This is a genomic window from uncultured Rhodoblastus sp. (genome assembly GCF_903903185.1).
GTDB lineage: Bacteria > Pseudomonadota > Alphaproteobacteria > Rhizobiales > Beijerinckiaceae > Rhodoblastus.
This window is the reverse complement of sequence record NZ_CAIUXT010000061.1, coordinates 38203-62416: the sequence shown is the minus strand read 5'-3', so window position 1 is coordinate 62416 and position 24214 is coordinate 38203. Positions and strand designations below refer to the sequence as shown.

Annotated in this window: 24 protein-coding genes; 12 read left to right on the top strand and 12 right to left on the bottom strand. The window is 63.0% G+C overall.

Translation table 11 applies throughout. The annotated features are described in order from the left end of the window. Positions 1 to 111 precede the first annotated feature (111 nt). On the top strand, positions 112 to 2442 hold the full coding sequence (locus tag QZY01_RS05150) for a TonB-dependent receptor (protein WP_294534210.1): 2331 nt from the start codon (positions 112 to 114) through the stop codon (positions 2440 to 2442). Positions 2443 to 2557: 115 nt separating this feature from the next. Here QZY01_RS05150 and QZY01_RS05145 read toward each other — a convergent pair whose 3' ends face one another. Further along, positions 2558 to 2950, bottom strand: a complete 393-nt coding sequence (locus QZY01_RS05145; protein ID WP_294534208.1) for a calcium-binding protein — start codon at positions 2948 to 2950, stop codon at positions 2558 to 2560. A 152-nt stretch (positions 2951 to 3102) separates the two neighbouring features. Here QZY01_RS05145 and QZY01_RS05140 point away from each other — a divergent pair, with 152 nt between their 5' ends. Beyond that, positions 3103 to 6210, top strand: coding sequence for an autotransporter outer membrane beta-barrel domain-containing protein (locus tag QZY01_RS05140; RefSeq protein WP_294534206.1), 3108 nt, complete (start codon positions 3103 to 3105; stop codon positions 6208 to 6210). A gap of 78 nt (positions 6211 to 6288) precedes the next feature. Here QZY01_RS05140 and QZY01_RS05135 read toward each other — a convergent pair whose 3' ends face one another. The 8 genes from QZY01_RS05135 to QZY01_RS05100 all read right to left on the bottom strand — a co-directional run bounded on the left by QZY01_RS05135 (position 6289) and on the right by QZY01_RS05100 (position 10870). Continuing rightward, the gene (locus QZY01_RS05135) at positions 6289 to 6633 is read right to left on the bottom strand and encodes a hypothetical protein (RefSeq protein WP_294534204.1); all 345 of its coding nucleotides are present in this window, start codon (positions 6631 to 6633) and stop codon (positions 6289 to 6291) included. Between the two features lie 144 nt (positions 6634 to 6777). After that, the gene (gene ybgC / locus QZY01_RS05130) at positions 6778 to 7230 is read right to left on the bottom strand and encodes a tol-pal system-associated acyl-CoA thioesterase (protein WP_294534202.1); all 453 of its coding nucleotides are present in this window, start codon (positions 7228 to 7230) and stop codon (positions 6778 to 6780) included. Further along, a complete protein-coding gene (gene ruvB / locus QZY01_RS05125; RefSeq protein ID WP_294534200.1) occupies positions 7217 to 8254 on the bottom strand; it encodes a Holliday junction branch migration DNA helicase RuvB in 1038 nt (345 codons plus the stop codon). The genes ybgC and ruvB overlap by 14 nt, the downstream gene beginning before the upstream one ends. Further along, on the bottom strand, positions 8251 to 8631 hold the full coding sequence (locus QZY01_RS05120) for a type II toxin-antitoxin system VapC family toxin (RefSeq protein WP_294534198.1): 381 nt from the start codon (positions 8629 to 8631) through the stop codon (positions 8251 to 8253). The genes ruvB and QZY01_RS05120 overlap by 4 nt, the downstream gene beginning before the upstream one ends. Further along, entirely contained in the window at positions 8631 to 8843 is a 213-nt protein-coding gene (locus QZY01_RS05115; RefSeq protein ID WP_294534196.1) for an AbrB/MazE/SpoVT family DNA-binding domain-containing protein, read from the bottom strand. The genes QZY01_RS05120 and QZY01_RS05115 overlap by 1 nt, the downstream gene beginning before the upstream one ends. A 75-nt stretch (positions 8844 to 8918) precedes the next feature. Continuing rightward, positions 8919 to 9539: a Holliday junction branch migration protein RuvA gene (gene ruvA / locus QZY01_RS05110; RefSeq protein WP_294534194.1), complete on the bottom strand. Its 621-nt coding sequence runs from the start codon at positions 9537 to 9539 to the stop codon at positions 8919 to 8921. 70 nt (positions 9540 to 9609) lie between these two features. After that, positions 9610 to 10119: a crossover junction endodeoxyribonuclease RuvC gene (gene ruvC / locus QZY01_RS05105; protein ID WP_294534192.1), complete on the bottom strand. Its 510-nt coding sequence runs from the start codon at positions 10117 to 10119 to the stop codon at positions 9610 to 9612. Between the two features lie 31 nt (positions 10120 to 10150). Then, the gene (locus tag QZY01_RS05100; RefSeq protein ID WP_294534190.1) at positions 10151 to 10870 is read right to left on the bottom strand and encodes a cell cycle transcriptional regulator TrcR; all 720 of its coding nucleotides are present in this window, start codon (positions 10868 to 10870) and stop codon (positions 10151 to 10153) included. 216 nt (positions 10871 to 11086) lie between these two features. On the opposite strand from QZY01_RS05100, the gene QZY01_RS05095 reads away from it, so the two are divergent. From QZY01_RS05095 to QZY01_RS05085, 3 genes are all read left to right on the top strand, one after another. Beyond that, complete coding sequence (locus tag QZY01_RS05095; RefSeq protein WP_294534188.1) at positions 11087 to 11290, top strand: DUF1192 domain-containing protein; 204 nt, start codon at positions 11087 to 11089, stop codon at positions 11288 to 11290. A gap of 472 nt (positions 11291 to 11762) precedes the next feature. Further along, positions 11763 to 12284 carry a DUF1465 family protein gene (locus QZY01_RS05090; RefSeq protein WP_294534186.1) on the top strand — a complete coding sequence of 174 codons (522 nt, stop codon included), beginning with the start codon at positions 11763 to 11765 and terminating at the stop codon, positions 12282 to 12284. 249 nt (positions 12285 to 12533) lie between these two features. After that, positions 12534 to 14267, top strand: coding sequence for an alpha/beta fold hydrolase (locus QZY01_RS05085; RefSeq protein ID WP_294534185.1), 1734 nt, complete (start codon positions 12534 to 12536; stop codon positions 14265 to 14267). 40 nt (positions 14268 to 14307) lie between these two features. Here the strand turns inward: QZY01_RS05085 and QZY01_RS05080 are convergent, their stop codons facing one another. Continuing rightward, entirely contained in the window at positions 14308 to 14592 is a 285-nt protein-coding gene (locus QZY01_RS05080; RefSeq protein ID WP_294534182.1) for a hypothetical protein, read from the bottom strand. Positions 14593 to 14832: 240 nt separating this feature from the next. Beyond that, positions 14833 to 16446: a phosphoenolpyruvate carboxykinase gene (locus QZY01_RS05075; protein WP_294534181.1), complete on the bottom strand. Its 1614-nt coding sequence runs from the start codon at positions 16444 to 16446 to the stop codon at positions 14833 to 14835. A 355-nt stretch (positions 16447 to 16801) separates the two neighbouring features. On the opposite strand from QZY01_RS05075, the gene QZY01_RS05070 reads away from it, so the two are divergent. The 5 genes from QZY01_RS05070 to QZY01_RS05050 all read left to right on the top strand — a co-directional run bounded on the left by QZY01_RS05070 (position 16802) and on the right by QZY01_RS05050 (position 20813). Then, positions 16802 to 17500 carry a response regulator transcription factor gene (locus QZY01_RS05070; RefSeq protein ID WP_294534179.1) on the top strand — a complete coding sequence of 233 codons (699 nt, stop codon included), beginning with the start codon at positions 16802 to 16804 and terminating at the stop codon, positions 17498 to 17500. Between the two features lie 28 nt (positions 17501 to 17528). Beyond that, entirely contained in the window at positions 17529 to 19394 is a 1866-nt protein-coding gene (locus QZY01_RS05065; RefSeq protein WP_294534176.1) for a sensor histidine kinase, read from the top strand. 8 nt (positions 19395 to 19402) lie between these two features. Then, positions 19403 to 19885: a hypothetical protein gene (locus QZY01_RS05060; protein ID WP_294534174.1), complete on the top strand. Its 483-nt coding sequence runs from the start codon at positions 19403 to 19405 to the stop codon at positions 19883 to 19885. A gap of 197 nt (positions 19886 to 20082) precedes the next feature. After that, positions 20083 to 20484, top strand: coding sequence for a PTS sugar transporter subunit IIA (locus tag QZY01_RS05055; protein ID WP_294534172.1), 402 nt, complete (start codon positions 20083 to 20085; stop codon positions 20482 to 20484). Continuing rightward, positions 20481 to 20813 carry an HPr family phosphocarrier protein gene (locus QZY01_RS05050; RefSeq protein WP_294534169.1) on the top strand — a complete coding sequence of 111 codons (333 nt, stop codon included), beginning with the start codon at positions 20481 to 20483 and terminating at the stop codon, positions 20811 to 20813. Before QZY01_RS05055 ends, QZY01_RS05050 begins: the two co-directional genes overlap by 4 nt. A gap of 146 nt (positions 20814 to 20959) precedes the next feature. Here the strand turns inward: QZY01_RS05050 and QZY01_RS05045 are convergent, their stop codons facing one another. Next, positions 20960 to 22579: an AMP-binding protein gene (locus QZY01_RS05045; RefSeq protein ID WP_294534166.1), complete on the bottom strand. Its 1620-nt coding sequence runs from the start codon at positions 22577 to 22579 to the stop codon at positions 20960 to 20962. 270 nt (positions 22580 to 22849) lie between these two features. Here QZY01_RS05045 and QZY01_RS05040 point away from each other — a divergent pair, with 270 nt between their 5' ends. After that, positions 22850 to 23392, top strand: a complete 543-nt coding sequence (locus QZY01_RS05040) for a TerB family tellurite resistance protein (protein WP_294534163.1) — start codon at positions 22850 to 22852, stop codon at positions 23390 to 23392. Next, a complete protein-coding gene (locus tag QZY01_RS05035; protein WP_294534160.1) occupies positions 23389 to 24213 on the top strand; it encodes an SDR family NAD(P)-dependent oxidoreductase in 825 nt (274 codons plus the stop codon). Before QZY01_RS05040 ends, QZY01_RS05035 begins: the two co-directional genes overlap by 4 nt. Position 24214 lies beyond the last annotated feature (1 nt).

The following is a 24214-nucleotide window of genomic DNA, read 5'->3' as shown; positions in this document are numbered from 1 at the left end:
AAATCCATCGAGCGTAACGAGCGGGGAGAGAAATGGTTTCTTTCCCTTCGGCCATCCGGTCGCTTGCGCATTTGGGTCCGCGAAATGCGGCGAAAACTTGGGAACCGCAAAATGACGCGCATCTTCTGGCTGTCTCTCGCGGCGGCGCTCACGACCCTCGGCGCCTCGACGCATGACGCGTCGGCGCAGGATGGCGGCGTTGTGGTCCTGCCCGACATCAACATCGTCGAGACGACCCCGTTCACCGGCAGCGGGATCGCGGCGGAAAAAATTCCCGCGGCGGTCCAACCGGTCACGACCTCTCAGGACATTGCCGAGCATGGCGACGTCAGCGTCACCGACGGCTTGAATCGCAATGTCCCCGGCGTTTTCACCAGCAACGTTTCGGGCAACGACCTTCAGCCCGATCTGTATTTTCGCGGCTTCAACGCCTCGCCGATTTCGGGCACGCCGCAGGGCCTCGCGGTCTATCAGAACGGCATCCGCGTCAACGAGGCCTTTGGCGACACCGTCAACTGGGACACGATCCCGGTCATTGCGATCAGATCGACGGAGATTGTCACCAATAATCCGGCTTTCGGCCTCAACGCGCTGGGCGGCGCCGTGACGGTGACGATGAAGAACGGCTTCAACTTCCAGGGCTTCGATCTCGACGCGCGCGGCGGTTCGTTCGGCCGTCGCCAGATCGCCGTGGAATATGGCAAGCAGATCGACAATTGGGGTTTCTATGTCGCCGGCGAAGCGATCAACGACAATGGCTGGAAACACTATAGTCCCTCGCAGATTCGACGCGTCTACGCCGATCTCGGCTACAAGGGGGACAAGGCCGAGGTGCATTTCAGCTTCACCGGGGCGCAGAACACTCTGGTAGGGGCCGGAACGACGCCGATCGAATTGCTCACGCAGAACTACGCCAACGTGTTCACCACGCCGCAAACGTCGAGCAATGGGCTTGCCGCCTTCGCTCTCACCGGCTCTTACCAGTATTCGAACACGCTTAAGTTCGACGCCAACGCCTATTATCGCAATTTCAGCCAGACCCATGTGGACGGCAACACCACCAGCCTCGCCCTTTGCGACGCCGATACGACTGTTTTATGCGACGCCAACGGCAATCCCGCGACCGACATCCGGGGCAATCCGATTCCGGATATTTCCAATAATGGCGCGCGGACGCTGGGCGAGATCGACCGCTCCTGGACCCATTCGCAATCGACCGGCGCCAGCCTTCAAGCGGTCAATACCGACAGGATCGCCGATCGAGACAATCGCTTCACGCTTGGCGCCTCGATCGATCGGGGCTGGACGAATTTTCACGGCAACAGTGAACTGGGGATCATCCAGGACAATCTCGTGGTGACGGGTTCGGGCATCCTCATCGACACTCCCGGCGGCTTCGTCGCCCCGGTCAGCACTTTCGCGACCAATACCTATGTCGGCGTGTTCGCGCTGGACACCTTCAATGTGACGAAAGAACTGGCGATCACCGGCGGCGGGCGGTTCAATTTCGCCCAGATCGATCTCGAGGATCAGATCGGCACGGCGTTGAACGGCAATAACACCTATTCACGCTTCAATCCGCTCCTCGGCCTGACCTATCAGGTTACGTCGGGCATCACCTTCTACGCCGGCTATTCGGAAGCCAACCGCACGCCGACGCCGCTGGAACTCGGCTGCGCCGATCCGCTAAGGCCCTGCATCGTCGCCAATTTCATCAATTCCGACCCGCCGCTCCAGCAGGTGGTGTCGCGCACGGCGGAAACCGGCTTTCGCGGCAAGTGGGACCTCGGACAAAACGGCAAGATCGACTGGAGCGCCGGCCTGTTCCATACCGCCAACGCCAACGACATTCAGCCTTTGACCACGCCCTATAATTCCTATGGCTATTACGCCAATATCGGAGGGACGCTGCGCCAGGGCGCCGAGCTTGGCGCCGCCTGGACCAGGGACAATTGGCGGGTCTACGCCAATTACGCCTATATCGACGCAACCTATCGCAGCACGTTCCTCGATCCCTCGAACAGCCCGGCGGCGATCGTCAACCCGGATACCGGCGCAACCTCGATCCCGATCACGCCGGGAACGCCGATCGCCGGCATTCCGCGCCATCACCTCAAAGCCGGTTTTGAAATCGCTTTCGTTCCGCAATGGAAATTCGGCGCGGACTGGATTCTGGTCAGCGGCCAGCGACTGGTCGGCGACGAAATCGGGGCGATCACCCAGCTTGGCGGCTATGGAACAGTCAACCTGCACACGTCCTATCAGGTGACCAAGGAAGTGCAGGTCTATGCCTTGGCGCAGAACCTGTTCAACCGGCAATATTACTCCAGCGGAATCTTGATGGAAACGCCTACCGTGACGCCTACGCCCTTCGTCAATCCACTCTCGCTCGGCGCCGGAATGCCACTCGCCGTCTATGGCGGCGTCAGGATTTCTTTCTGACAATCTGGCGGACTTGCGTCCAATTCGCAGGCCGCTGCAAAGGACGCGACGCCAATTGTGTCGAGACCCGGGAACAGGTCGCGCCAATTGGCGTTGGGAATTTTATAGCCGAATTCTACTTCAGCAGTTTCAACAGCGCGCGACCGGCTTTGCTATGCAATTCCCTGGCGTCGAGCGTGCCGTCGTTGTCGGGGTCGGCGGCCTTGAACCGCGCTTCGACTGCGGCGAGATATTCATCCTTGGTCAGAGTTCCGTCCTTGTCGGGGTCGGCGGCCGAGATTTCCCCCTTCTTCAGGCGGCGGCGCAGTTCTCGGGTGTCGAGCGTGCCGTCATGCTCGTGGTCGAGCCGGTCGAACAAGGCCCCGGCGGCCTTTTTGGCCTCGGCCAGATCGATCGTGGCGTCATTGTCGGTGTCGAGCCCTTTGGGCAGGCTTTCGGCGAGGCTCGGCGACGCAGCCAAAGCAACCAGACCGGCGAGTGAAATGAGCAGGGGGCGGCGGGAGATCATGACGGAAAACTCCTCTTCTGAACGGGCTGGATCATAAGCGGAAAAATTCCCGGTTACAACGGGAATTCTTCCCGAAAATTCGGGATTTTATGAAGTTGTATTTCGTTATTGCCTGCCTATTGTCTGTTTCCAACCAAAAATTGGGAGTTTCCATGCGTAAGCCGAATCGCAAAGGTCGCGTTGCGACGTTTTCTTTCGTCGTCGTTGCAACCCTGGGCGAGGCTTCGGGCGCCCAAGCCGCAGGCTGTGTGTCATCGGCGGATCTGCTCACGCTCTCCTGCACGGGAACGCTCGCTATCGGCTCGGGTCTGCCGATCACCATCTACGACGCCGCCGCTGCTTTCCAGCCGATCAAAGGGAGCAACAGCTACACGCCCGATAATCCGGCCTTTCCGGCGGCGACCAATCCGAATAACCCCGGCTACGATCCCAATCCGCCAAACGTCACACTCAATTTCGACAACACGGTTTCGGCCAATGTCATCAATCCCACATCCGCGTCGCTTGCCGACAGGGGGCTGGTCGCCGCCAATTTTTCCAACACCGAAAGCCCGGCCGTCAATAATGTCGTCCTCAACAACGCCGGTTCTCTGGCCTTTTCGACCAACCAGATCGCCACCGCGCGCATCGAGTTGATCGTAGCCGACAGCCAGGTGAATAGTTTCACCGTCAACAACAAGGGAACGCTCTCCGCGACGCAGACGTTCTTTTCGAGCTTCGACCCAACCAAGCTTTCGGTCACCGCCAGCGGAACACCCGCCACTTACACGGCCAAATACAACGGCGCGACCCTGAACGACATGGCCGTGCTCTACACCGACGACAATACCAATTCATTCACGCTCAACAACGCCGCCGGGGGCAAGATTCTGGCGACCGGCAATTTCGCAACGGTTTATTATGGCCGCGCCGATACGACCATCGTCAATTCCGGCGTGATCGCCCATACGTCCTGGAGGCCGACCGATACGCTCGCCACCGGTCATTGGGCGATTGCGACCTGGGGGGGAGCGGAATTCGAAACGATTGATGGAACCAACCCCGACAGCCCGCTCAATGTCGTTTCAAACATACAGGCGGTTGACGGCGTCGCTCAGGGGACGATCGCCATTGGCGGCACGTCTGCCTTGACGCTCACGAACAAGGCGTCCGGGTCGATCACCGGCGATATTCTCGCTCTGGACATTACCCCACTGGTCTATGCGGCCAATGGCGGCAATCCGGCGGCGGTCAGCGGCTCCAATGCGGGACCGCGCGACAGCAACATTCAAAACTACGGCCTGATCAACGGCAATTTCTACCTCGGCTCGGGGACGCATGTCGTCGACAATGCCGCCGGCGCGACCATCAACGGCAATTTCAGCGTCGATCAGCGTCCCTCGACCGCGACCTTTTCGGCGGCATTGACCGAGGACGGAACGCCATTGGACGGCGCGCCCGCCGCCGATCAAGCCTACCAGAGCGCCGGCGGGACGGATTTCGCCGGCAACGCCTGTCCGGCGGCCGGCGACAGCACGACCAACGCAGGCTGCGCGGCTTCGGTGAAAGTGCTCGCCAGCTATGTCGGCGGGCAATCCTTCACGCTGACCAATGAAGGCGTGCTGAACGGCAATATCGTCATCAACGACCAGCCGGGCTCGGTCAATTCCATCACCCTGACCGGAACCGGCTTCTCGGGCAATATCGTCGCTCTCAACGGAACCGGCTCGAACAGCCTGACGCTCTACGGCGTCACCAACCTGGCCAGCGTGCGCAATTTCAGCGAGCTGAATTTGAACGCCTCGCGTGTCGCGGTGGCGAACGGCGTCTCGCTGGTGGCCGGTTCGACCCTGACCACCACGGTCTACGGCGCCGGCGGCTCGCATGCCGCGCCTTCGACCAAACTCGGCTCCATTTACGGGACGCTGACTCTGGCCGGCCCCACGGTCTTGACGCCAACCTTCACGACGCTGGTGAATAATGGCGCGACCTGGGTGGTCGCCTCGAGCGTCAACGGTCCGGGAAGCGTGGCGACGACGCCGACGGGTAGCGTGCTGGTCTCGACCAGCGCCAGCACATCGACGGGCGCCTTGCTGTTGACGGCCTCGGTCGTCGATCCGCACACCATTCCCGGATTATCCCGCGCGGGCGCATCGACCCTGGCGGGCCTCTTGTCCTATACGGGCTCCAGCGCCAAGGTGAACGCCCTGGGCGCGGCGGTCGAAGCCTTGCCTGACTTCGGCGCGGTTCGGGCGGCGGGCGAAAGCTTGGGTCCGCAAGTTAATGGCGCGGCGATCCAGATTCCGCTGGCCATCGCCACGCTGTTCCAAGGTCAGGTCAACAACCGTCTGGACAGCCTGCTCTCCGCGCGGGCGCCGACGAAGGACCGCTGGGTCGCCAGCGCCGGCCCCGTCGAAAGCCCGGCGGCCGGCGGCGCCGTCTGGGCGAGCGCCATCGACGGCAGCGCGACGCAGTCCACTACCGAGCACATTCATGGCTACAGCGCCAATTTCGCCGGCGTCATCGGCGGTTACGACCGGCAGATCGCGCCGGGCGCCCGCCTGGGCGCCGCTTTCGGCTATGTCAGTTCTCAAGCGCGCGACAGCGGCCTGTTCAACGACAATACCGGCGTCAGCGTCTATCAAGGCCTGGTCTATGGCTCGCTTGACCTCGAAAAATATTATGTGCGCGGTTCGGTGGCGGACGGCGGGCTTAACTACAACACGTCGCGGACCATAAGTTTCCCGGGCTTCAGCGACGCGGCTTCGGCGACGCATGGCGGCAACCTCTTTTCCGCCAGTATCGAAGCCGGGGCGCCGGTGCAGTTCGGCGCGTCGATTCTCACTCCCTATGCGGGCTTCACTTACGCCAATATCGCGCAGAACGCCTATGCGGAAACCAGCTCAAACGGCGCCGCCCTGACCTATCGAAGCGTCGTGAACGACTCCGAGCGCAGCGTTCTCGGCGCCAAGGCGCTGATTCCGATCAACGCCATCCCGCTATGGAGCAACGTCGCCAGCACATCGGCGATCGATCTCGAATTGCGCGCCGCCTATCTCCATGAGTTCGGCGACCTCACCCAGTCGGTCACCGCCAGTTTCATCGGCGCCAGCAACCCGTTTATCGCCACCGGTCCGAACCCGTCGCGCAATTTGCTCGACTTTGGCGCCGGATTGCATTTTGACTCCGGCGCATTCCAGTTCGCCCTGACCTATGACGCCATCGCGCGCACCGGCTATCTCGAACAGGCCGGCTTGTTCAAGGCGCGTTACGCGTTCTGATCGGGCGGGGTCGAGGCGAGGCCAAACCCGTCGGTCGAGGCTTTCGACCGATGGGTTTTCGCATCTGGCCGCGCCGTCTCACTTCGAGCAATCGACAAGGTCCTTTTCGGCGATTTCAAAAACCTGGCCGTCGATGACCGACAGGTTTTTCGCCCGGCAGGCCCGGCGATTCTTGAACACAACCCGGGCGTCATATTGGCCGGTGGCGAGGCCGGGGATCTTCAACCGCTCATCCGCATCCACGGCGCCATCCTTGTCGGCGAGACAAAGGTTGGGGCCGAATTTTTCGGTTCCTGCCGGAGCGAGCCTCAAATCCGTGATCGTCCAGGCTGTCAGGTTCCAGAACCGCGTCGGCTTCTCCTGCGCTCGCGTGGGCCCGCTGAAAACCAGCAAGGCCGCCGCCGCCAAATTCAAGATGCGCATCCTCGCCTCCCCATGTTTTTTGACCTTTATCCCTTGTTGCGGCGCCGCCGGCAAATTGAATCGCTATCGACCCGCGCGCGCGGTCGTCGCGAATGCCCCAAGCGCAGCCCTGCGCGCCGGGCCTTCGAAGCCGGGTTCAAAAAATCAAAAGCCCAGCTTTTCGCGGATTTCGCGCGGCAGTCGGCGCGCCTTGCCGCCCGCGACGGCGGCGATAAAGACGCGGGCAGTAAACAGCGTTTCGTCGTCGCGCCGCACGGTCTGGTCGAGTTCGAGGATCGCCGCGCCGATCTTGACGGGTTTGGTCTCGACGGTCAGCAGATCGTCCATGCGCGCCGGGCGCAGAAAATCGAGGTTCATCCGCGCCACGACGAAAAACAGTTTTTCGCCAGCGTGGATATCGCCCTGGTGAATGTCCTTTTCGCGCAGCAATTCGGTGCGGGCGCGCTCGATGAAGCGCAGGTAATTGGCGTGATAGACAATGCCGGAAAAATCCGTGTCCTCGTAATAGACGCGGATGGGGAAGAAGTGGCGGCCTTCGCCGAAGGCGCCTTGCGCGGGCGTGAGCTTTTCCTTCAAGGCGCGCTCACGCGTCGTCATCGGAAAACAACCCCATCTGCGGCGGCTGCGCGGGCGCCGCCAATCCAAGATGCCTGAAAGCCTGCGGCGTCAGCACACGCCCTCGGGGCGTCCGGTTCAAAAAGCCCTGCTGCAACAGATAGGGCTCGATAATGTCCTCGATGGCGTCGCGCGGTTCGGACAAAGCGGCGGCGATGGTCTCGATGCCCACAGGGCCGCCGCCGAAATTCACCGCGACCATGTCGAGATAGCGCCGGTCCATCTGGTCGAGCCCGATCGAATCGACGTCGAGCAGCTTGAGCGCCCCATCGGCCACGGCGCGGGTGATGATTGCGTCGCCGTCCACCAGCGCGAAATCGCGCACCCGGCGCAACAGCCGGCCGGCAATGCGCGGCGTGCCGCGCGAGCGCCGGGCGATCTCATGGGCGCCATCCTCGCTCATCGGGCATTTCATCACCCTTGCGCCGCGCGCCACAATCAGTTGCAATTCCTCGACCGTATAAAAATTCATGCGGATCGGAATGCCGAAACGGTCGCGCAGCGGCGTCGTCAGCAGTCCCGCGCGGGTGGTGGCGCCGACAAGCGTGAATTTCGCCAGATCGATTTTGACCGACCGCGCCGCCGGGCCTTCGCCGATGATGAGGTCGAGCTGGAAATCTTCCATCGCCGGATAAAGAATTTCCTCGACCGCCGGATTGAGCCGGTGGATTTCGTCGATGAACAAGACGTCGCGGTCTTCGAGATTGGTCAGCTGCGCCGCGAGATCGCCGGCCTTGGCGATGACCGGACCGGAAGTGGAGCGGAAATTGACCCCCAGTTCGCGCGCGACGATCTGCGCCAGCGTGGTCTTGCCGAGCCCGGGCGGCCCGACAAACAGCACATGATCGAGCGCGTCCTTGCGCGCCTTCGCCGCCTCGATGAACACCTTCAGATTTTTCCGCGCCGCTTCCTGGCCGGTGAAATCCATCAGGGTCAATGGCCGGATCGAGGCTTCGAGATCGTCCTCGCGCTTTTCCGGGGCGATGAAGCGGGGCGCGGGGGTCATGGCCTGGCTTTCGGGAAATAGATCACGCCCGGAAGATCCTTGAAATGCGCGTCGCAGGTCAAAAGTTCGGCGTCATATGCGAGGGCCGTTGCGTAAACCACGGCGTCGGCCACGGCAAGCTTGTGCTCCCGCGCCAGGTCGGCGGCGCGCAATGCGACGGACGTGTCCAGTTCCGACACGACACATTTCATCGTGTCGGCCATCGCTTTGGCTCCGGCCTGTTCTGTCGCCTCGCGCGCCAGCCATTTTGCGAGTTCGAACTGGACGATGGTCGGAACGACCGACCGGTGGCGCTCCGGCATTTCCGCCGCGAGGCTGCGGCCAGTCGGGCTGCCCAGCAAATATTCTATCCACGCCGAGGTGTCGACGACTCGCATCAGTAGCGATCTGTCCGATCCCGATAATTCTCACCGTTGGCGCCTTTCGCTATCCCGAAAAGCTCTTCGCGCGTGGGCACCGGAACCAGCACGAAGCCGCCGCCCTTGGGCAGGAAAACGAACTCCTGCCCCGCGCGCCAACCCTGCTGCTCGCGGACTTCCTTGGGAATCGAAATCTGGAATTTGCTCGAAAGTTTTGTCGTGGCGCTCATGGACAGGCCTCTATCGATCCGCATGTGGTAAGAATAGCACGAACAAGACAAGAACACCAGAGGCGTCGCCACGACTCAAACCGTCGCCAGTTCCTTCAACCCGCGCCGGATAAGCGCGGCGGTTTCCGCGCCCTCGCCGAGCGCTTTGACACTCGCGGCAATGGCGGTGGCCGCCTGTGGGCGGGCGTAGCCGAGATTGACGAGGGCGGATATCGCCTCCTGCGCCGCCGTCGAGCCCCCTGGCGAAGAATCTTCGCCGGCAAGGCGTGCGGCAAGCGGATCGACCGCCTCGAATCCCCCGGCCTTGTCCTTGAGTTCGGCGACGATGCGCGCCGCCAGCTTCGGCCCCACGCCCGGCGCCCGCGACACCGCCGCCTTGTCCTGCAAGGCGATGGCGGCGGTCAGTTCCGTCGGCGTGAAAATCGACAGGATCGCCAGCGCCACTTTGGAACCGACGCCCTGCACGTTCTGCAACAGCCGGAACCAGTCGCGCTCGGAATCCGACAGAAAACCGAACAGCCTGATCGCGTCCTCGCGCACCTGGGTCTCGATGGCGAGCACTGCCGCCTCGCCGGCGCGGGGCAATTTCTGCAAGGTGCGCGTCGAACAGGCGACGACATAGCCGACGCCATGCACATCGAGGATGACATGATCCTCGTGCAGCGAATCCACCACGCCCTTCAATTTGCCGATCATGATTTTTGGCCCGATTCGCTTTTCGCCCAGCCTAGCGAAGTTTGCGCCGGGAGTGAACAAAAGAAGAATACTATTTCGCGGCCAGCAGCTTTTCCCTCGCCTTGGCCCCGCGATGCTGGGCGTGGCAGATGGCGACCGCCAGAGCGTCGGCCGCGTCGGCGCCCAGCGCCTCGCTGCGCGGCAGCAGCACGCGCACCATCATGGCGACCTGCGCCTTTTCGGCATGTCCCGCGCCGACCACGGTCTTTTTTACCAGATTGGCGGCATATTCGCTGACTTCGAGCCCGGCCAGCGCCGGCGCGAGCAAGGCGACCCCCCGCGCATGGCCCAGTTTCAAGGCCGATTGCGGATCGCGGTTGACGAAAGTCTCCTCCACCGCCGCCTCGTCGGGGCGATGGGCGGCGATCACGTCGGCGAGACCGTCATGCAGCCGGCGCAGCCGTTCCGCGAGGTTTTGCCCGGTTTCGGTGTGAACCGCGCCGCAGGCGATGAAGGCCAGGCGCGAACCGCCTGCCTCGATCACGCCCCAGCCGGTGTGACGCAGACCCGGATCGATCCCCAGAATGCGCACCGCCGGCATGGGCTTTTCCTGTCTTCAGCGAGTGACTCCGTCACTCCTTGACCTTGATGTCCTTGAGCTTGGCGAAAACGGAATCGACGTCGATCTCGTCCTCCTCCTCGACCTGCGGCTTGGACGCCGTGGCGCCGAACACGTCCTCCTGCGAGGTCCGCTCGTAATAATAGGGCTGCGTCGTCTCCTCGGCCGGAACCAGCGTGGGGCTGTGATCCTCGACCACGGCAGGACGATCCTTGGCCGAACGCTGAACCTCGAAGTCCAGTTCGATCTGCGAGCACAGGCCGAGCGTCACCGGATCCATCGGCGACAGCGCCGCCGAATTCCAGTGGGTGCGGTCGCGGATGGCGGCGATGGTGGTCTTGGTCGTGCCGGCGAGGCGCATGATTTGCGCATCCTTGAGCTCGGGATGGTTGCGCACCAGCCATAGAATGGCGTTGGGCCGGTCCTGGCGGCGCGACAGCGGCGTATAGCGCGGGCCGCGATGACGCTTGACCTCCGGCAGCCGCACTTTCGACACTGCGAGTTTTAGCTGATAATCAGCTTTCTGCTCGCCCTTTTCGATTTCCTCGCGCGTCAGCTGGCCCGAGGTGATCGGGTCATGGCCGCGAATGCCGGCGCCCACTTCGCCATCGGCGATGCCCTTGACTTCGAGCGGATGCAATTTGCAGAATTCGGCGATCTGGTCGAAAGTCAGCGAGGTGTTTTCCACCAGCCAGATGGCGGTGGCCTTGGGCATGAGCGGAGCATTGCTCATTTTTGTCTCCTCGAATCTCTTCGTAACGCCGTCGGACGCGCGTTCGCGCGCTCCGGCCCGGCCGAGGCATAGCCTCAAGTTTCCATTCATGACGGGAATTGCGAGAATATAAGGTGGAGCGCGCGGAAAGGCAAATTTTTCAATTCTTTTTCGATTCTCGCGGATTTTCATGCCGTCGCCCGCCCCGCAGGGAGCGAGAAACAGGAGAAATGAACGATGAGCAGGGAAGAGGACGAGATTTTCGCGGCGAGGATTGCCCCTCCGAGCCAGCATGTTCCGGGCGAACCGCTCGACGCCTTGTCGGTGGATGAACTGACCGCCCGCATCGAACTCCTGCGCGCCGAAATCGCGCGGCTGGAGGCGGCGCGCGAGAAGAAACACGCCTCGCGCGCCGCCGCCGCCGCCTTTTTCAAACCTTGACCTAAGGTAATGTTCTAAAAGAATTTTTTGCCGCCCACGCGATTTACCTTAACCGCATCTTAACGATCTTGCGGTTAATCTCGAATGGTTCCCGCCCCCCCCAAGCGGGAATGGGGCGAAAGTTCGCTCGTTGTGTTTTCCTCCCTGTGAAAACGCCTTGCAGAGCCGCCTCCCGCGGCTCTTTTTTTTGCGTGCCGCAGCCATTGTTTCGCGGCGCGGGGCGATTAAGGTTAAATAAGATTAAACAAGCGGCGACGGTCGATTGGCGTTATGTTGAGACGTGCCGCAAAAAGGCCCCAGGGTCGGGTTGCGGGGTTGGTTTCGCGTTTGGCGCGCTTTTTCCAACGCCGGGACTTGAAGCAGGTCATGACCGCTTTAATTCTGGTTGGGCGCGAATGCGCCGCCGAACTGACGCGAGGGATTCCTCGATCGCGCCGAGCCGCGATCAAGGAGGAACGAATCAGGGTGACGCATGAGTCCGTCGATCGATCTGGAAGGTTCAGCGCCGGTTTCCTTCGCGCAGCGTCTGGCGGCCTCCGAAGCCTTCAAGACCTTGTTCGATGAAGGCATGAACCTCGTCGAGGAGGCCGCCGCCTATCTCGACGGCGCCGGACGCGAGCAGGCCAAGGCGCTGGGGCGCAACGATTCCCTGGCCTACGCCGCCGAAAGCATGCGGCTCACCACGCGCCTGATGCAGCTCGCCTCGTGGCTGCTGCTGCAAAGGGCGGTCAACGAGGGCGAATTGACGCTCGATCAGGCGGCCAGCGAAAAGCGCAAGGTCAAGCTGTCGTGCCAGGACCAGGCCGCCGCGCCGGAGGTCTTCGCCCGTTTGCCGCAGGATCTGCGCCATCTGGTCTGCGAATCCCTGCGGTTGCAGGCGCGCATCATCCATCTCGATCAATTGCTCTATCTCGATCCAGGCGCCCCTTTCGCCGCGCCGGCGGTCAGCCCGGTCCAGCAGCAACTCGACCGCCTTCGCGCGGCTTTCGGATGATTTCTTGCGCTTGAACGTTCGCGCGCAAAACGGATGCCGGTTCGAGTGAAGGAATCGCAGCAGCAAATACGATGCGGTGAAACAACGCCGCCAAGGCGCCGCAAAAATGCATGTTCGGGAGCCAAAGGATTTCGCGATCCGCGAGGGCGAAGACTTTTTGGATAAAAAGCGCGGTTAAACAAGGGGCTAAAGCAATTTCACGTTTCCCCCAAAGTGAAAATGCTTTAATCGCCTGCGCGGAGGCCCATTATGCCGGAACAGCGCACGCCTGAAACCGCGACAACAGCAGCGGACGAAAACCAGCCTGCGGCCGATCCGGCGGCTTTCTGGCGCGACCTGGCGCAGGATGCGCTCGCCAACCCGCTGTCGCCGCAGGAATTGGCGCCGGCTGCGGCCGATGTCCTGAGCCATCTGGCTTCTTCGCCCGCCTATCTCGGCGAAATGGCGCAACTGGCCGGGCGGCAGGTGCTGCGCTCGCTGACCGCCGACCACACACGGCTTTCGGGAGCCGAGGACCACCGTTTCGCCGATCCGGCCTGGCAGACGCCGCCCTTCGATCTGTTCGCCCGGAATTTCCTGCTCGCGGAGCAATGGCTCAGCCATTTCATTCTGCACGCGCCGGGCGTGGATCCGAAACACGCCCGGCGCGCCGTCTTCGCGGCGCAGCAATGGTTCGACGCCTTTTCGCCCTCCAATTTCCCCTGGTCCAATCCCGAGGTGCTGCGCGCGACCCTGAACCAGGGCGGGTTCAATTTTCTGCACGGGCTCGACCATTTCGCGCATGACATGCGCCGCATGTTCGATCCGCAAGCCCCCGACGGCGAGAATGCTTTCGTGGTCGGACGCGACGTCGCGGTCACGCCGGGCAAGGTCGTGCTGCGCAACGAACTGATGGAGCTGATCCAGTATGCGCCCGCCCAGTCCGGGAACGGGTCGCGGACCCGGCCGGAGCCGCTGCTGATCGTCCCCGCCTGGATCATGAAATATTACATTCTCGACCTGAAGCCGCAGGATTCCCTCATCCGCTATCTAATCGGGCGCGGTTTCACTGTGTTCTGCATTTCCTGGCGCAATCCGGGGCGGGAACTGGCCGAGACGAGTTTCGACGATTACCGCCGGCTCGGCCCGATGGCGGCGCTCGACGCGATCGGCGCGATCTGCGGCCCCCGGCGCGTTCATGCGCTCGGCTATTGCCTTGGGGGAACCCTGCTCGCCATTGCCGCCGCCGCCATGGCCCGCGACAAGGATGACCGTCTCGCCAGCATTTGTCTGCTCGCGGCGCAGACCGATTTTTCCGAACCGGGCGAATTGCAACTGTTCATCGACGGGCCCGAACTCGACGCGCTCGACAAGATCATGGCGCGGCAAGGCTACCTCGACTCGCGCCAGATGGCCGGAGCCTTCTCCATGCTGCACGCGCGCGATCTCGTCTGGTCGCGCATGGTGACGCTCTATCTGCTGGGCGAGGAGGAGCATCCCAACGACCTGATGGCCTGGAACGCCGACGCCACCCGAATGCCCTACCGCATGCATTCGCATTATCTGCGCGCGCTGTTCCTGCATAATGATCTGGCGGAGGGACGTTTCGAGGCCGGGGGCGGCCGAGTCGATATCGCGGCGATCGCGACGCCGATTTTCGCTGTCGGGACCGCATCCGACCATGTCGCGCCCTGGCGCTCGGTGTTCAAGATCCACCGGCTCAACCCGGACGAGATCACGTTCTTGCTGGCGTCGGGCGGTCACAATGGCGGCATTGTCAGCCCACCGGGCCGCCTCCATCGCTCCTATAGCATCGCCTTCCGGCCGCGGGGCGGTCCCGCGCCGAGGCCGCAGGACTTTGTCGCGCAGTCCACGCAAAAACCCGGCTCCTGGTGGCCGGAATATGCCGATTGGCTCGCCGCGCGCTCCGGCCCCTTCGCCGCGCCGCCGCCGATGGGCGAGGCGCTTTGCGAGGCGCCGGGAACCTATGTCCTGCAAAGATGATCTGGCGGCGCCTTGCCGGTTCGACGGCAAGTCTCAAAGCTCACGCCGATTTCAGCTTGACCGCGACGGCGGTGGCGCAGACGCGCTTCAGATTGCCGGCGGCGGGATTTTCCGATCTGGCAAGAAATTCCTCACTGTAATTCACGTCCAGCAGCGCGTCGGCGTCGCAATCCTCGGCGGCGCGCATCAATTGATGCAGCGCCTTCAGCCGGGCGACATGGCCATCGACGTTCTCGCCGGCGCCGCGCCAATCGGAGACGGCGCTGATTTTTCCGAGCGGCGACAAAGTCTCGCCGTTCATTTCTTTGGACGAACCGATACGCATTTAGACTCTCACTGTTTTCCGTCGCATTTGAAGCGATAACAACAGCGCATTGTTTCGGAGTCGTTAATGGCTGGATTAAGACCGCAGCAAGCCTTTTGCGACCCTTATTCGCCTAAATTATTAACAACCGTTCACAAGAATGAATAGAAGGTAAAGATAATTCCGCAAACCGTAAACGAGCCATAAAGAACACCCCGCCTGAGGCCAGGCGGGGTCGATTATTCCATCAAAAACAGAAGCTTATTCGGCGGCGATTTGCACCGCCGGGGCGGCTTCCTTGACCTTGGCGTCGACATAGGGGTCGAAGGTGACGAAATTGTCGCGGAACAATTTGACCAGCTTCTTGGCCGTCTCGGCGAATTCGGCCGGCGAGGCCCAGGTCTTGACCGGGTTGAGGATATGCGGTTCGACGCCCGGCACCGAGGTCGGAACGGCGAGGCCGAAATAGGGATCGGTGCGGAAATCCGCCTTGTTGAGCGAGCCGTCCAGCGCCGCGGAGAGCAGGCGGCGGGTGACGCGGATCGGCATGCGACGCCCCGCGCCGAATTTGCCGCCGGTCCAGCCGGTATTGACCAGCCAGCAATCGACATGGTGCCGGGCGATCAAATCGCGCAAAAGGTTGCCATATTCCGACGGATGACGCGGCATGAAGGGCGCGCCGAAACAGGTCGAGAATGTGGCCGACGGCTCGGTCACGCCCTTTTCCGTGCCGGCCACCTTGGCGGTATAGCCGGAGAGGAAGTGATACATGGCTTGCGAAGCGTCGAGCTTGGCGATCGGCGGCAGCACGCCGAACGCGTCGCAGGTCAACAGCACGATGTTCTTGGGATGGCCGCCACGTCCGGTCGTCGAGGCGTTGGGAATGAACGAGAGCGGGTAGGCGACGCGGGTGTTTTCGGTCTTGGCGTTGTCGTCGAAATCGGGAACCCGGCTTTCCGGGTCGAGCACGACGTTTTCCATCACCGTGCCGAAACGCTCGGTGGTGGCGAAAATCTCCGGCTCCGCCTCGCGCGACAGCTTGATCGCCTTGGCGTAGCAGCCGCCTTCGAAATTGAAGACGCCGTCCTTCGACCAGCCATGTTCGTCGTCGCCGATCAGGGTGCGCGAACTATCGGCCGAAAGCGTGGTCTTGCCGGTGCCCGACAGGCCGAAGAAAACCGCCGTATCTCCGTCCGGTCCGATATTGGCCGAACAATGCATCGGCATCACGCCGGCCGGCGGCAGGATGTAGTTGAGATAGGTGAAGACCGACTTCTTGATCTCGCCGGCATAGGAGGTGCCGCCGATCAGCACGATCTTCTTCGCGAAATTGACCGCGATGATGGTTTCGCTGCGACCGCCATGGCGCTTGGGATCGGCGCGGAACGAGGGCAGATCGACGATGGTCAGGTCGGCGACATGGGTCAGCAGGTCTTCGGCGGAAGGCTCGATCAGCAGGTTCTGGATGAACAGCGAGTGCCAGGCATATTCGGTGACGATGCGCGCCTTGACGCGGTGGGTCAGATCGGCGCCGCCGAACAGGTCCTGCACGAACAGGTCCTTGCCTTCGGCATGTTTGAGAAAATCTTCGTAAAGAGCATCGAAATTGGCGGAGGTGATGGCCCCGTTATTGTCCCACCAAACGTTGTTTTCGGTGGTTTCGTCACGGACGACGAATTTGTCCTTGGCGGAGCGGCCGGTATGGGCGCCCGTTTCGGCGACCAGGGCGCCGCCGGCGGCCAGCACAGACTCGTTGCGGCGCAAAGACTCTTCGTAAAGCTTCGGAGCGCTCAGGTTGTAGTAAACATTATTGAGATTCTTGAAACCAAATGTTTCGACCGGGAAGGCCGTATTGAATTTGCCCGACTGAGCCATGATTTTCTCCCTAATGCGATGCGTGACAACCCTGTACGCACGTTGAAAATTATAGTTCTTTGCCCGTTTACGCGTTGAAATCGAGGCTTGCAACCCCTGAAGCCCCCTAAAATAGTATGTGATCGCAAAAACGGTCGTTTTCGCCGGCGCGCCATGCGCGCACGGCGATCGTCCGGCCAAGGTGAGGCCGTCGAACGCGTTCCCACCGGACGGCGCGTCGGTCGTCACGGGCGGATCATCGGCTTCGTTCATGGCTCATTCACCGGAAACGGCGTGAATTCCGCAAGAAGTCCATTATATGATGGCTGCGCCGGCGTCCCTTGACGACGCCGGCCCGCGAAAAAAGAGGTTTGCCATGCCGACCATCGCCCTCGTCGACGACGATCGCAACATTCTCACCTCCGTGTCCATCGCGCTGGAGGGGGAAGGCTATCGCGTCCAGACCTATACCGACGGCATGGCCGCGCTCGACGGATTGAAGAACAATCCGCCGGACATGGCGATCTTCGACATCAAGATGCCGCGCATGGACGGCATGGAGCTGTTGCGCCGGTTACGCCAGAAATCCGATCTGCCGGTGATCTTCCTCACCTCCAAGGACGAGGAGATCGATGAATTGTTCGGCCTGAAGATGGGCGCCGACGATTTCATCCGCAAACCTTTCTCGCAACGCCTGCTGGTCGAGCGCGTCAAGGCGATCTTGCGACGATCCGCCCCCCGGGAGGGCGCGACGCAGAAGGAATCGGAAGCAAAAATCCTGGAGCGCGGCCATCTCAAGATGGACCCGGAGCGGCACGCCTGCACCTGGAAGAACGAACCGGTGATCCTGACGGTCACGGAATTCCTGATCCTTCAGGCGCTGGCGACGCGGCCCGGCGTGGTCAAAAGCCGCAACGCCCTGATGGACGCGGCCTATGACGACCAGGTCTATGTCGACGACCGCACCATCGACAGCCATATCAAGAGATTGCGCAAGAAGTTCAAGCTGGTCGACGACGATTTCGAAATGATCGAAACGCTTTACGGCGTCGGCTATCGCTTCAAGGAAGCATGATCCTTAACTCAATTTCGGAGGAGAGGAATTGGACAGGGGCGTCGGCGCGAAACCGGCCGAAAGCCGTGAGCGTGAAAGACGCGGCGGGCTGGGGGGCTTCTTTCCGCGCTGGCCATGGCGGGTTTTTGGCGCATTGCCGGCCACCCCGCGCGGCAAGCGACGGGCCGTGGCCTTGCGCGCCTTCTGGCGGGGCGCCGTGCTGCGTTTCGCTTCGCCGCTGACGCGGCGGATCATTCTGCTCAATCTCGGCGGCCTGTTCGCCCTGCTGATCGGTTTTCTCTATCTCAACCAGTTCCGCGAGGGGCTGATCGACGCCCGCATTCAGAGCCTCCAGACCCAGAGCGAAATTATCGCCGCCGCCGTCGCCGCCTCGGCGACGGTAGACAGCGACGCCATCACCATCGATCCCGAAAAACTGCTGAAACTCGCGCCCGGCCAATCCTACGGCGTGGCGGAGGAATCGGCGCCGGATCTCGAATTCTCGATCAATCCCGATCGCGTCGGACCGCTGCTTCGCCGGCTGGTCTCGCCCACCCGCACCCGCGCCCGCATCTATGACCGCGACGGCTACATGCTGCTCGATTCGCGCTCGATCGCCGCGCGCTCGAACATCCTGCGCAACGACCTGCCGCCGCCGGGTCAGACGGAGGGGCCGCGCTGGCTGGACTGGCTGCGCAATCTCGTCCAGGGCCGCTTCAACACCGAGCAAGCGCCGCTTTACGAGGACATCGGCGTGGCCAATGGCCGCACTTATCCCGAAGTGGCCAAAGCCCTCGACGGCGCGAAGCAGAGTTTTGTCCGCGTCACTGCGCGCGGCGAAACCGTCATTTCCGTCGCCTCGCCGATTCAGCGTTTTCGCACCGTGCGCGGCGCGCTGCTGCTTTCCACCCAGGGCCATGACATCGACAGCATCATCGCCGGGGAGCGCCGGCTGATCTTCCGGATCTTCCTCGTCTCGGCGGCGATCATGTTCCTGCTCTCCGCCGCCCTCGCGGGGACCATCGCCGAGCCCATGCGCAAACTGGCCGAGGCGGCGGACCGGGTGCGGCGCGGCGTCAAGTCGCGGCAGGAAATTCCCGATTTCACCTATCGCAAGGACGAGATCGGCCATTTGTCGGGCGCCCTGCGCGACATGACCCGCGCTCTGTTCAGCCGGATGGAGGCGACCGAGCGGTTCGCCGCCGATGTCGCCCATGAACTCAAGAATCCCCTCACCTCGCTGCGCAGCGCCGTCGAAACGCTGCCGATCGCCAGGACCGATTCCTCGCGCGGGCGCCTGCTCGAGGTGATCCAGCACGACGTGCGCCGGCTGGACCGGCTGATCTCCGATATTTCCGACGCCTCCCGCCTCGACGCGGAACTGGCGCGCGGCGACATGGAGGCGGTCGATCTCGCCCGGCTGCTGCGCGCCCTGGTCGAAGTCGCCAACCAGGTCGAGAGCGAAGGCAAGGTGAAAGTCGCGCTGTCGATCGAGCGCGATGGCTCAGGCTCGGACTGGCTGGTGTTCGGCCATGATTCACGGCTCAGCCAGGTGATCAACAACCTCGTCGACAACGCCCGCAGCTTTTCCGAACCGGGCGGCGAAGTGCGCGTCCGCCTGCGACGGTCGCGCGGCGGGGCGCTGGACGGGCAGGCCGCCCGCGACGGTTTCGAGATTGTCGTGGACGATGACGGGCCGGGCATTCCCGACCATGCGCTGGAGCGGATTTTCGAACGGTTCTACACCGACCGCCCCAATCAGAGCTTTGGCCAGAATTCCGGCCTCGGCCTGTCGATCTCGCGCCAGATCGTCGAGGCCCACGGCGGCGCCATTCATGCCGAAAACCGCAAGGACGCGGAAGGCGAGACCCTCGGCGCGCGTTTCGTCGTCTTCCTCCCCTGCGCGTCGGAATGAGGTTCGAGATGGCGGACAAGATCGCGCCAACGCCCTTCGCGGTCCACGCCAGCGCCGTGGTTCTCGGCGAAAGCGGCGTGATGATTCGCGGCGCGTCGGGCGGCGGCAAGTCCAGTCTGGCGCTGGCTCTGGTCGAAGCCTGGGACCGGCGCGGCGATTTCGCCTGCCTCGTCGGCGACGATCGGGTCCATGTTCGGATCGTCAACGGGCGGGCGCTGCTGAGCCCCCACAAAACGCTGTCGGGCCTCGCGGAATGGCGCGGCATCGGTCTGATCGAACAGGATTTCGAAGCCCGCGCGGTGCTGGCGCTGATTGTCGATCTCGAATCGCGCGAACAGCAGGCCGATTGCCCCCGCATGCCCGAAACGGAGCAAATGCGTATTGATTTCCATGGCTTGCAGGAAGTCGCGAGGCTGCGGCTGCCGGCGCGCGAGACCGAAAGATCGGTAGCGGCTATTATGGCATTTTTGCACATAGTTGCGCCAAAATGACGGCTACGTTTCATTTTGCTTGCCAAGACGGTGGCAACCACCAAAATGGCCCGTCTGAAATTCGGCGGTTTCGTGGCCCGTTTGTCGCCGGTTTTGGGCGGCAGGCCGCGAGGGCTCCGGCCGGCAGGATTTTTGGCTCGCTTCGAACGGCGGCGCGGAAATTTCCGGTTCGAACGAGGACAGGACGGTATGTGTCAATGATTGGCATAGTGCTTGTAACGCATGGCCATCTGGCGACCGAGTTTCGCGCGGCGCTGGAACATGTTTGCGGGCCTCAGTCGCAATTGGCGACCATTACCATTGGTCCCGAAGACGATATGGAGAGCCGCCGCAAGGATATCATCGCCGGCGTCGAAGCCGTCGATTCCGGCGGAGGCGTCGTGGTCCTGACCGACATGTTCGGCGGCACGCCGTCCAATCTTGCGATATCCGTGATGGATGGCGCCAACGTCGAGGTTGTCGCCGGCGTCAATCTGCCCATGTTGATCAAACTCGCTTCGGTGCGCGACGTGGCCAGCCTCGAACAGGCGGTGACCCAGGCCGCCGAGGCGGGACGCAAATATATTTACGTCGCCAGCAAGATTTTGTGTGGGAAATGAGCGAACCGGAACCTGTCGAGCCTAACGATCGCACGCCCAACGCCCTCGCCCCCGAGGGCTCCGTCCTGCGCGAGATCGAGATCGTCAACCGCAAGGGACTGCACGCCCGCGCCACCGCCAAGCTGGTTCATTGCGTCGAACAATTCGACGCCGACGTCACGGTTTCGCGCGGCGGCGAGACCGTCGGCGGCGAGTCGATCATGGGCATATTGACGCTTGGCGCCGGGATCGGCTCGACCATCAGCGTCGCCGCCAGCGGTCCGCAGGCGCAAGAGGCGATCGACGCCATCGTCGCCCTGATCGGCAGCCGTTTCGGCGAAGACGAGTAAGCTGGCGAGAGCAATGTGCGAAAAGTGGACGCCGGTTTTTCGCAAAAACATTGCGAAAACAAAGGAATCCAGAGTCGATTGCGATTCAACCGAATCGCCATCGACTCTAGACCTGAAAACCGGCGGCCCGTTTTGCAAAATCCCGATCACGCCTTCTCGCGCAGCAACCGCCGGATGATCTTGCCGCTCGTCGTCAACGGCATTTCGGCGACAAATTCGATCTCGCGCGGATTTTCGTGCGCCGACAGCCTGGTCTTGACCTGCCGCTGGATCTCCTTCGCCAGTTCCGGCGAGGGCGAAAACCCCGGCTTGAGCACGATGAAGGCTTTGACGATCTCGCCGCGCAGGGCGTCGGGCTTGCCGACCGCCGCCGCATTGGCGACCGCCGGATGGCGCAGCAGCACGTCCTCGATCTCGGTCGGACCGATGCGATAGCCCGCCGAGGAAATCACGTCGTCGTCGCGCCCCTGGAAGAACACATAGCCGTCGGCGTCGCGCCGCGCGCGATCGCCGGTCAGCAGCCAGTCACCCAAAAATTTCTGCGCCGTCGCCTCCGGCCGGCGCCAATAGGACAGAAACATCACCGGGTCGGGCCGCCGCACCGCGATCTCGCCGGTCTCCTCGTCGTCGCAGATTGTGCCGTCGGGACGGATCACCGCGACCTCATGGCCGGGAACGGGCTTGCCGATCGCGCCGGGCCGGTTGACGCCAAGCAGCGCGCTCGAGGCCAGCACGAGATTGCATTCGGTCTGGCCAAAGGATTCGTTGATGGTCAGGCCGAGTTCGGCGCGGCCCCAGTGAAAGGTCTCGGCGCCGAGGGATTCGCCGCCGGTGTTGACGCTGCGCAGCGAAAAATCGAATTTTTGGCGCGGCGCCTGCACCGCCCGCATCATGCGCAAGGCGGTCGGCGGGATGTAGACGTTGCGCACGCCCTGCGCCGCGATCAGGGCGAAAGCCGCCTCCGGATCGAATTTGCGGAATGGCCGCGCCACCACCGCGACGCCGAAATGCAGCGACGGCAGCAGCACATTGAGCAGGCCGCCGGCCCAGGCCCAGTCGGCGGGCGTCCACATCAGGTCGCCGGGTTGCGGAAAATCGTCATGCGGCATCCGCACGCCGGGCAGATGGCCGAGCAGCACGCGATGGCCATGCAGCGCGCCCTTGGCGGGGCCAGTGGTGCCGGAGGTGTAGATCATCAAAGCCGGGTCGTCGGAAAGCGTTTCAACCGGCGTGAAATCCGTCGATTCCCCCTCCACGGCAGCGAAAAAATCCTCCGATCCGGCCTGCGCGCCGTCGAGGCAGAAGATGGTCTGCAACGCCGCCAGGTTTTGCGGCTCGATCTCGCGGATTTTCGTCAGGCCCGAGGCGTCGCAGATCAGCGCCTTGGCCAGGGAGTCGCCCAGCCGATAGGTCAGCGCGTCGACGCCGAACAGGCTCGCGAGCGGCAGGGCCACCGCGCCCAACTTGTAGATGGCGATATGGGCGGCGGCGACATGGCGCGACTGCGGCAGCAACAGCGCGACGCAATCGCCGCGCCCGATGCCGCGCCGGCGTAAGGCGTTGGCGATGCGGTTGGACTGCGCCCGCAGGGCGCCAAAACTTTCCGCGCGGGCGCGGTCGTCCTCGCCGATCTCGACGATCGCCGTGCGGTCGGGATCGGCGAGCGCCCAGCGGTCGCAGCAATCGACCCCGATATTATATTGGCGCGGGATCGACCAGGAGAAGGCGCGCCGTCGGCGCTCATATTCGTCGGCAATCTGTCCCAAGCTTGAGCCCTCTTCGCCCGTCCCGATCTTTGGTCCGAAGCAGGAGGAAATAATTCGCCCCGCGTCAAGCCTTGACGCGCCAAATCGCGGATTTTCGACGCATTCGGCGCTCCGCGTGCCTGGAGGCGGCGCGCGCCCGGATCAAACTTTGCGTTTTTGCGCGCGAAACCCTTCAAAATCGCGTCTTGTCGCTCCCTTTCCGGCATGGTTAATGCTTCATTCAGGCGCATGATTCATTCTGTTGCGATCGCGCGAAGGGCTGGACCCCGCATGTTTGACAAGTTGCGGCGTTTTATCGAGGAAGTGACCGGACCCGATCCCGCCCAGCGGGATTTCGAGGCCGACGAGTTGCGCGTCGCCTCCGCCGCCCTGCTGGTCCATGTCGCCGAAATCGACGGATTTTTCAGCGCGCCGGAGCGCCGGTCGCTACTGCTGCTGCTTCAGCAAAGATATGACCTCGACGCCGAGGCGGCGCGCGAATTGCTGGACGCCGGGCAGAAAAGCGACCGCGAGGCCGTCGACCTCTATCAGTTCACCTCGGCGCTGGTTCACGCCATGTCGCTGCCGGAGCGCCGGCGCCTGATCGAAATGATGTGGACCATCGCCTATGCCGACGGCGAGTTGCAGGAATTCGAGGAAAACATCGTCTGGCGGGTGTCGGAACTGCTCGGCGTGCCGGCGCGCGACCGCATCGCCCTGCGCCAGAAAATCCGCGCCGAAAGCGGCCGCGACCCGCAGGCGCCCGAGCCCTGGGAAACGGAAGCCGCGGAGTCGGAAGCCGGCGACGCCGAGAACGGAAAGGCGCGGCCATGAGCCTTGCCGGCGGCGCTGCGCGGACCCTCGCGCTGATCACCGGCGCCTCCGGGGGCATCGGCGCCGAACTGGCGCGGATCGCCGCAGCCCAGGGCCACGATCTGGCGCTGGTCGCGCGCAACCGCGCCGCGCTCGACGCTCTGGCCGATGAACTCGCGGCGCTGCCCGGCCAGAAAAACCCCCGCCCGCTGGTTCTGGACCTCGATCTGACCGCGCCCGGCGCCGTCGATGCGCTGGCCGGCTTTCTGGAGGCGCAAAATGCAGCGCCCGATATTGTCGTCAACAACGCCGGCTATGGCGCGCTCGGCCCCGCCGCCGCAGGGAGTTTGAGCGAACAGCTCGGCATGATCGATCTCAATATCCGTGTGCTGACCGAAATCAGCCTGCGCTTCGCCGCGCCGCTGGCCCGCGCCAAGGGCCGGCTGCTCAATGTGGCCTCCATCGCCGCCTTCATGCCCGGTCCGGGCATGGCGGTCTATTACGCCACCAAGGCCTATGTGCTGTCGTTCAGCGAGGCGCTTTCGACCGAATGGGCGCCTCTGGGCGTGAGCGTCACCGCGCTTTGTCCGGGCATGGTCCCGACCGGGTTCCAGCAACGGGCGGGTTTTTCCGCCCATATGAACTGGACGAAGCTTGGCGCCCTCCCGTCGCCCGTGGTCGCGCGCGCCGCCTATGACGGCATGATGGCCCGCAAGCGCGTGGTCATCCCCGGCCTGCTGATGAAACTTTTCGCCTGGACGTCGCCGCTGGCGCCCAAGCCTTTGACCCTGGCGGCGGTCGGCGCGCTGCAACTGCGCCGCCGGGCCGGGAATGGGGGCTGAG

Bases quoted from the DNA above. Each gene is read 5' to 3' on its own strand.
- QZY01_RS05150 (WP_294534210.1), top strand. From the start codon at position 112: ATGACGCGCATCTTCTGGCTGTCTCTCGCGGCGGCGCTCACGACCCTC.
- QZY01_RS05145 (WP_294534208.1), bottom strand. From the start codon at position 2,950: ATGATCTCCCGCCGCCCCCTGCTCATTTCACTCGCCGGTCTGGTTGCT.
- QZY01_RS05140 (WP_294534206.1), top strand. From the start codon at position 3,103: ATGCGTAAGCCGAATCGCAAAGGTCGCGTTGCGACGTTTTCTTTCGTC.
- QZY01_RS05135 (WP_294534204.1), bottom strand. From the start codon at position 6,633: ATGCGCATCTTGAATTTGGCGGCGGCGGCCTTGCTGGTTTTCAGCGGG.
- ybgC (WP_294534202.1), bottom strand. From the start codon at position 7,230: ATGACGACGCGTGAGCGCGCCTTGAAGGAAAAGCTCACGCCCGCGCAA.
- ruvB (WP_294534200.1), bottom strand. From the start codon at position 8,254: ATGACCCCCGCGCCCCGCTTCATCGCCCCGGAAAAGCGCGAGGACGAT.
- QZY01_RS05120 (WP_294534198.1), bottom strand. From the start codon at position 8,631: ATGCGAGTCGTCGACACCTCGGCGTGGATAGAATATTTGCTGGGCAGC.
- QZY01_RS05115 (WP_294534196.1), bottom strand. From the start codon at position 8,843: ATGAGCGCCACGACAAAACTTTCGAGCAAATTCCAGATTTCGATTCCC.
- ruvA (WP_294534194.1), bottom strand. From the start codon at position 9,539: ATGATCGGCAAATTGAAGGGCGTGGTGGATTCGCTGCACGAGGATCAT.
- ruvC (WP_294534192.1), bottom strand. From the start codon at position 10,119: ATGCCGGCGGTGCGCATTCTGGGGATCGATCCGGGTCTGCGTCACACC.
- QZY01_RS05100 (WP_294534190.1), bottom strand. From the start codon at position 10,870: ATGAGCAATGCTCCGCTCATGCCCAAGGCCACCGCCATCTGGCTGGTG.
- QZY01_RS05095 (WP_294534188.1), top strand. From the start codon at position 11,087: ATGAGCAGGGAAGAGGACGAGATTTTCGCGGCGAGGATTGCCCCTCCG.
- QZY01_RS05090 (WP_294534186.1), top strand. From the start codon at position 11,763: ATGAGTCCGTCGATCGATCTGGAAGGTTCAGCGCCGGTTTCCTTCGCG.
- QZY01_RS05085 (WP_294534185.1), top strand. From the start codon at position 12,534: ATGCCGGAACAGCGCACGCCTGAAACCGCGACAACAGCAGCGGACGAA.
- QZY01_RS05080 (WP_294534182.1), bottom strand. From the start codon at position 14,592: ATGCGTATCGGTTCGTCCAAAGAAATGAACGGCGAGACTTTGTCGCCG.
- QZY01_RS05075 (WP_294534181.1), bottom strand. From the start codon at position 16,446: ATGGCTCAGTCGGGCAAATTCAATACGGCCTTCCCGGTCGAAACATTT.
- QZY01_RS05070 (WP_294534179.1), top strand. From the start codon at position 16,802: ATGCCGACCATCGCCCTCGTCGACGACGATCGCAACATTCTCACCTCC.
- QZY01_RS05060 (WP_294534174.1), top strand. From the start codon at position 19,403: ATGGCGGACAAGATCGCGCCAACGCCCTTCGCGGTCCACGCCAGCGCC.
- QZY01_RS05055 (WP_294534172.1), top strand. From the start codon at position 20,083: ATGATTGGCATAGTGCTTGTAACGCATGGCCATCTGGCGACCGAGTTT.
- QZY01_RS05050 (WP_294534169.1), top strand. From the start codon at position 20,481: ATGAGCGAACCGGAACCTGTCGAGCCTAACGATCGCACGCCCAACGCC.
- QZY01_RS05040 (WP_294534163.1), top strand. From the start codon at position 22,850: ATGTTTGACAAGTTGCGGCGTTTTATCGAGGAAGTGACCGGACCCGAT.
- QZY01_RS05035 (WP_294534160.1), top strand. From the start codon at position 23,389: ATGAGCCTTGCCGGCGGCGCTGCGCGGACCCTCGCGCTGATCACCGGC.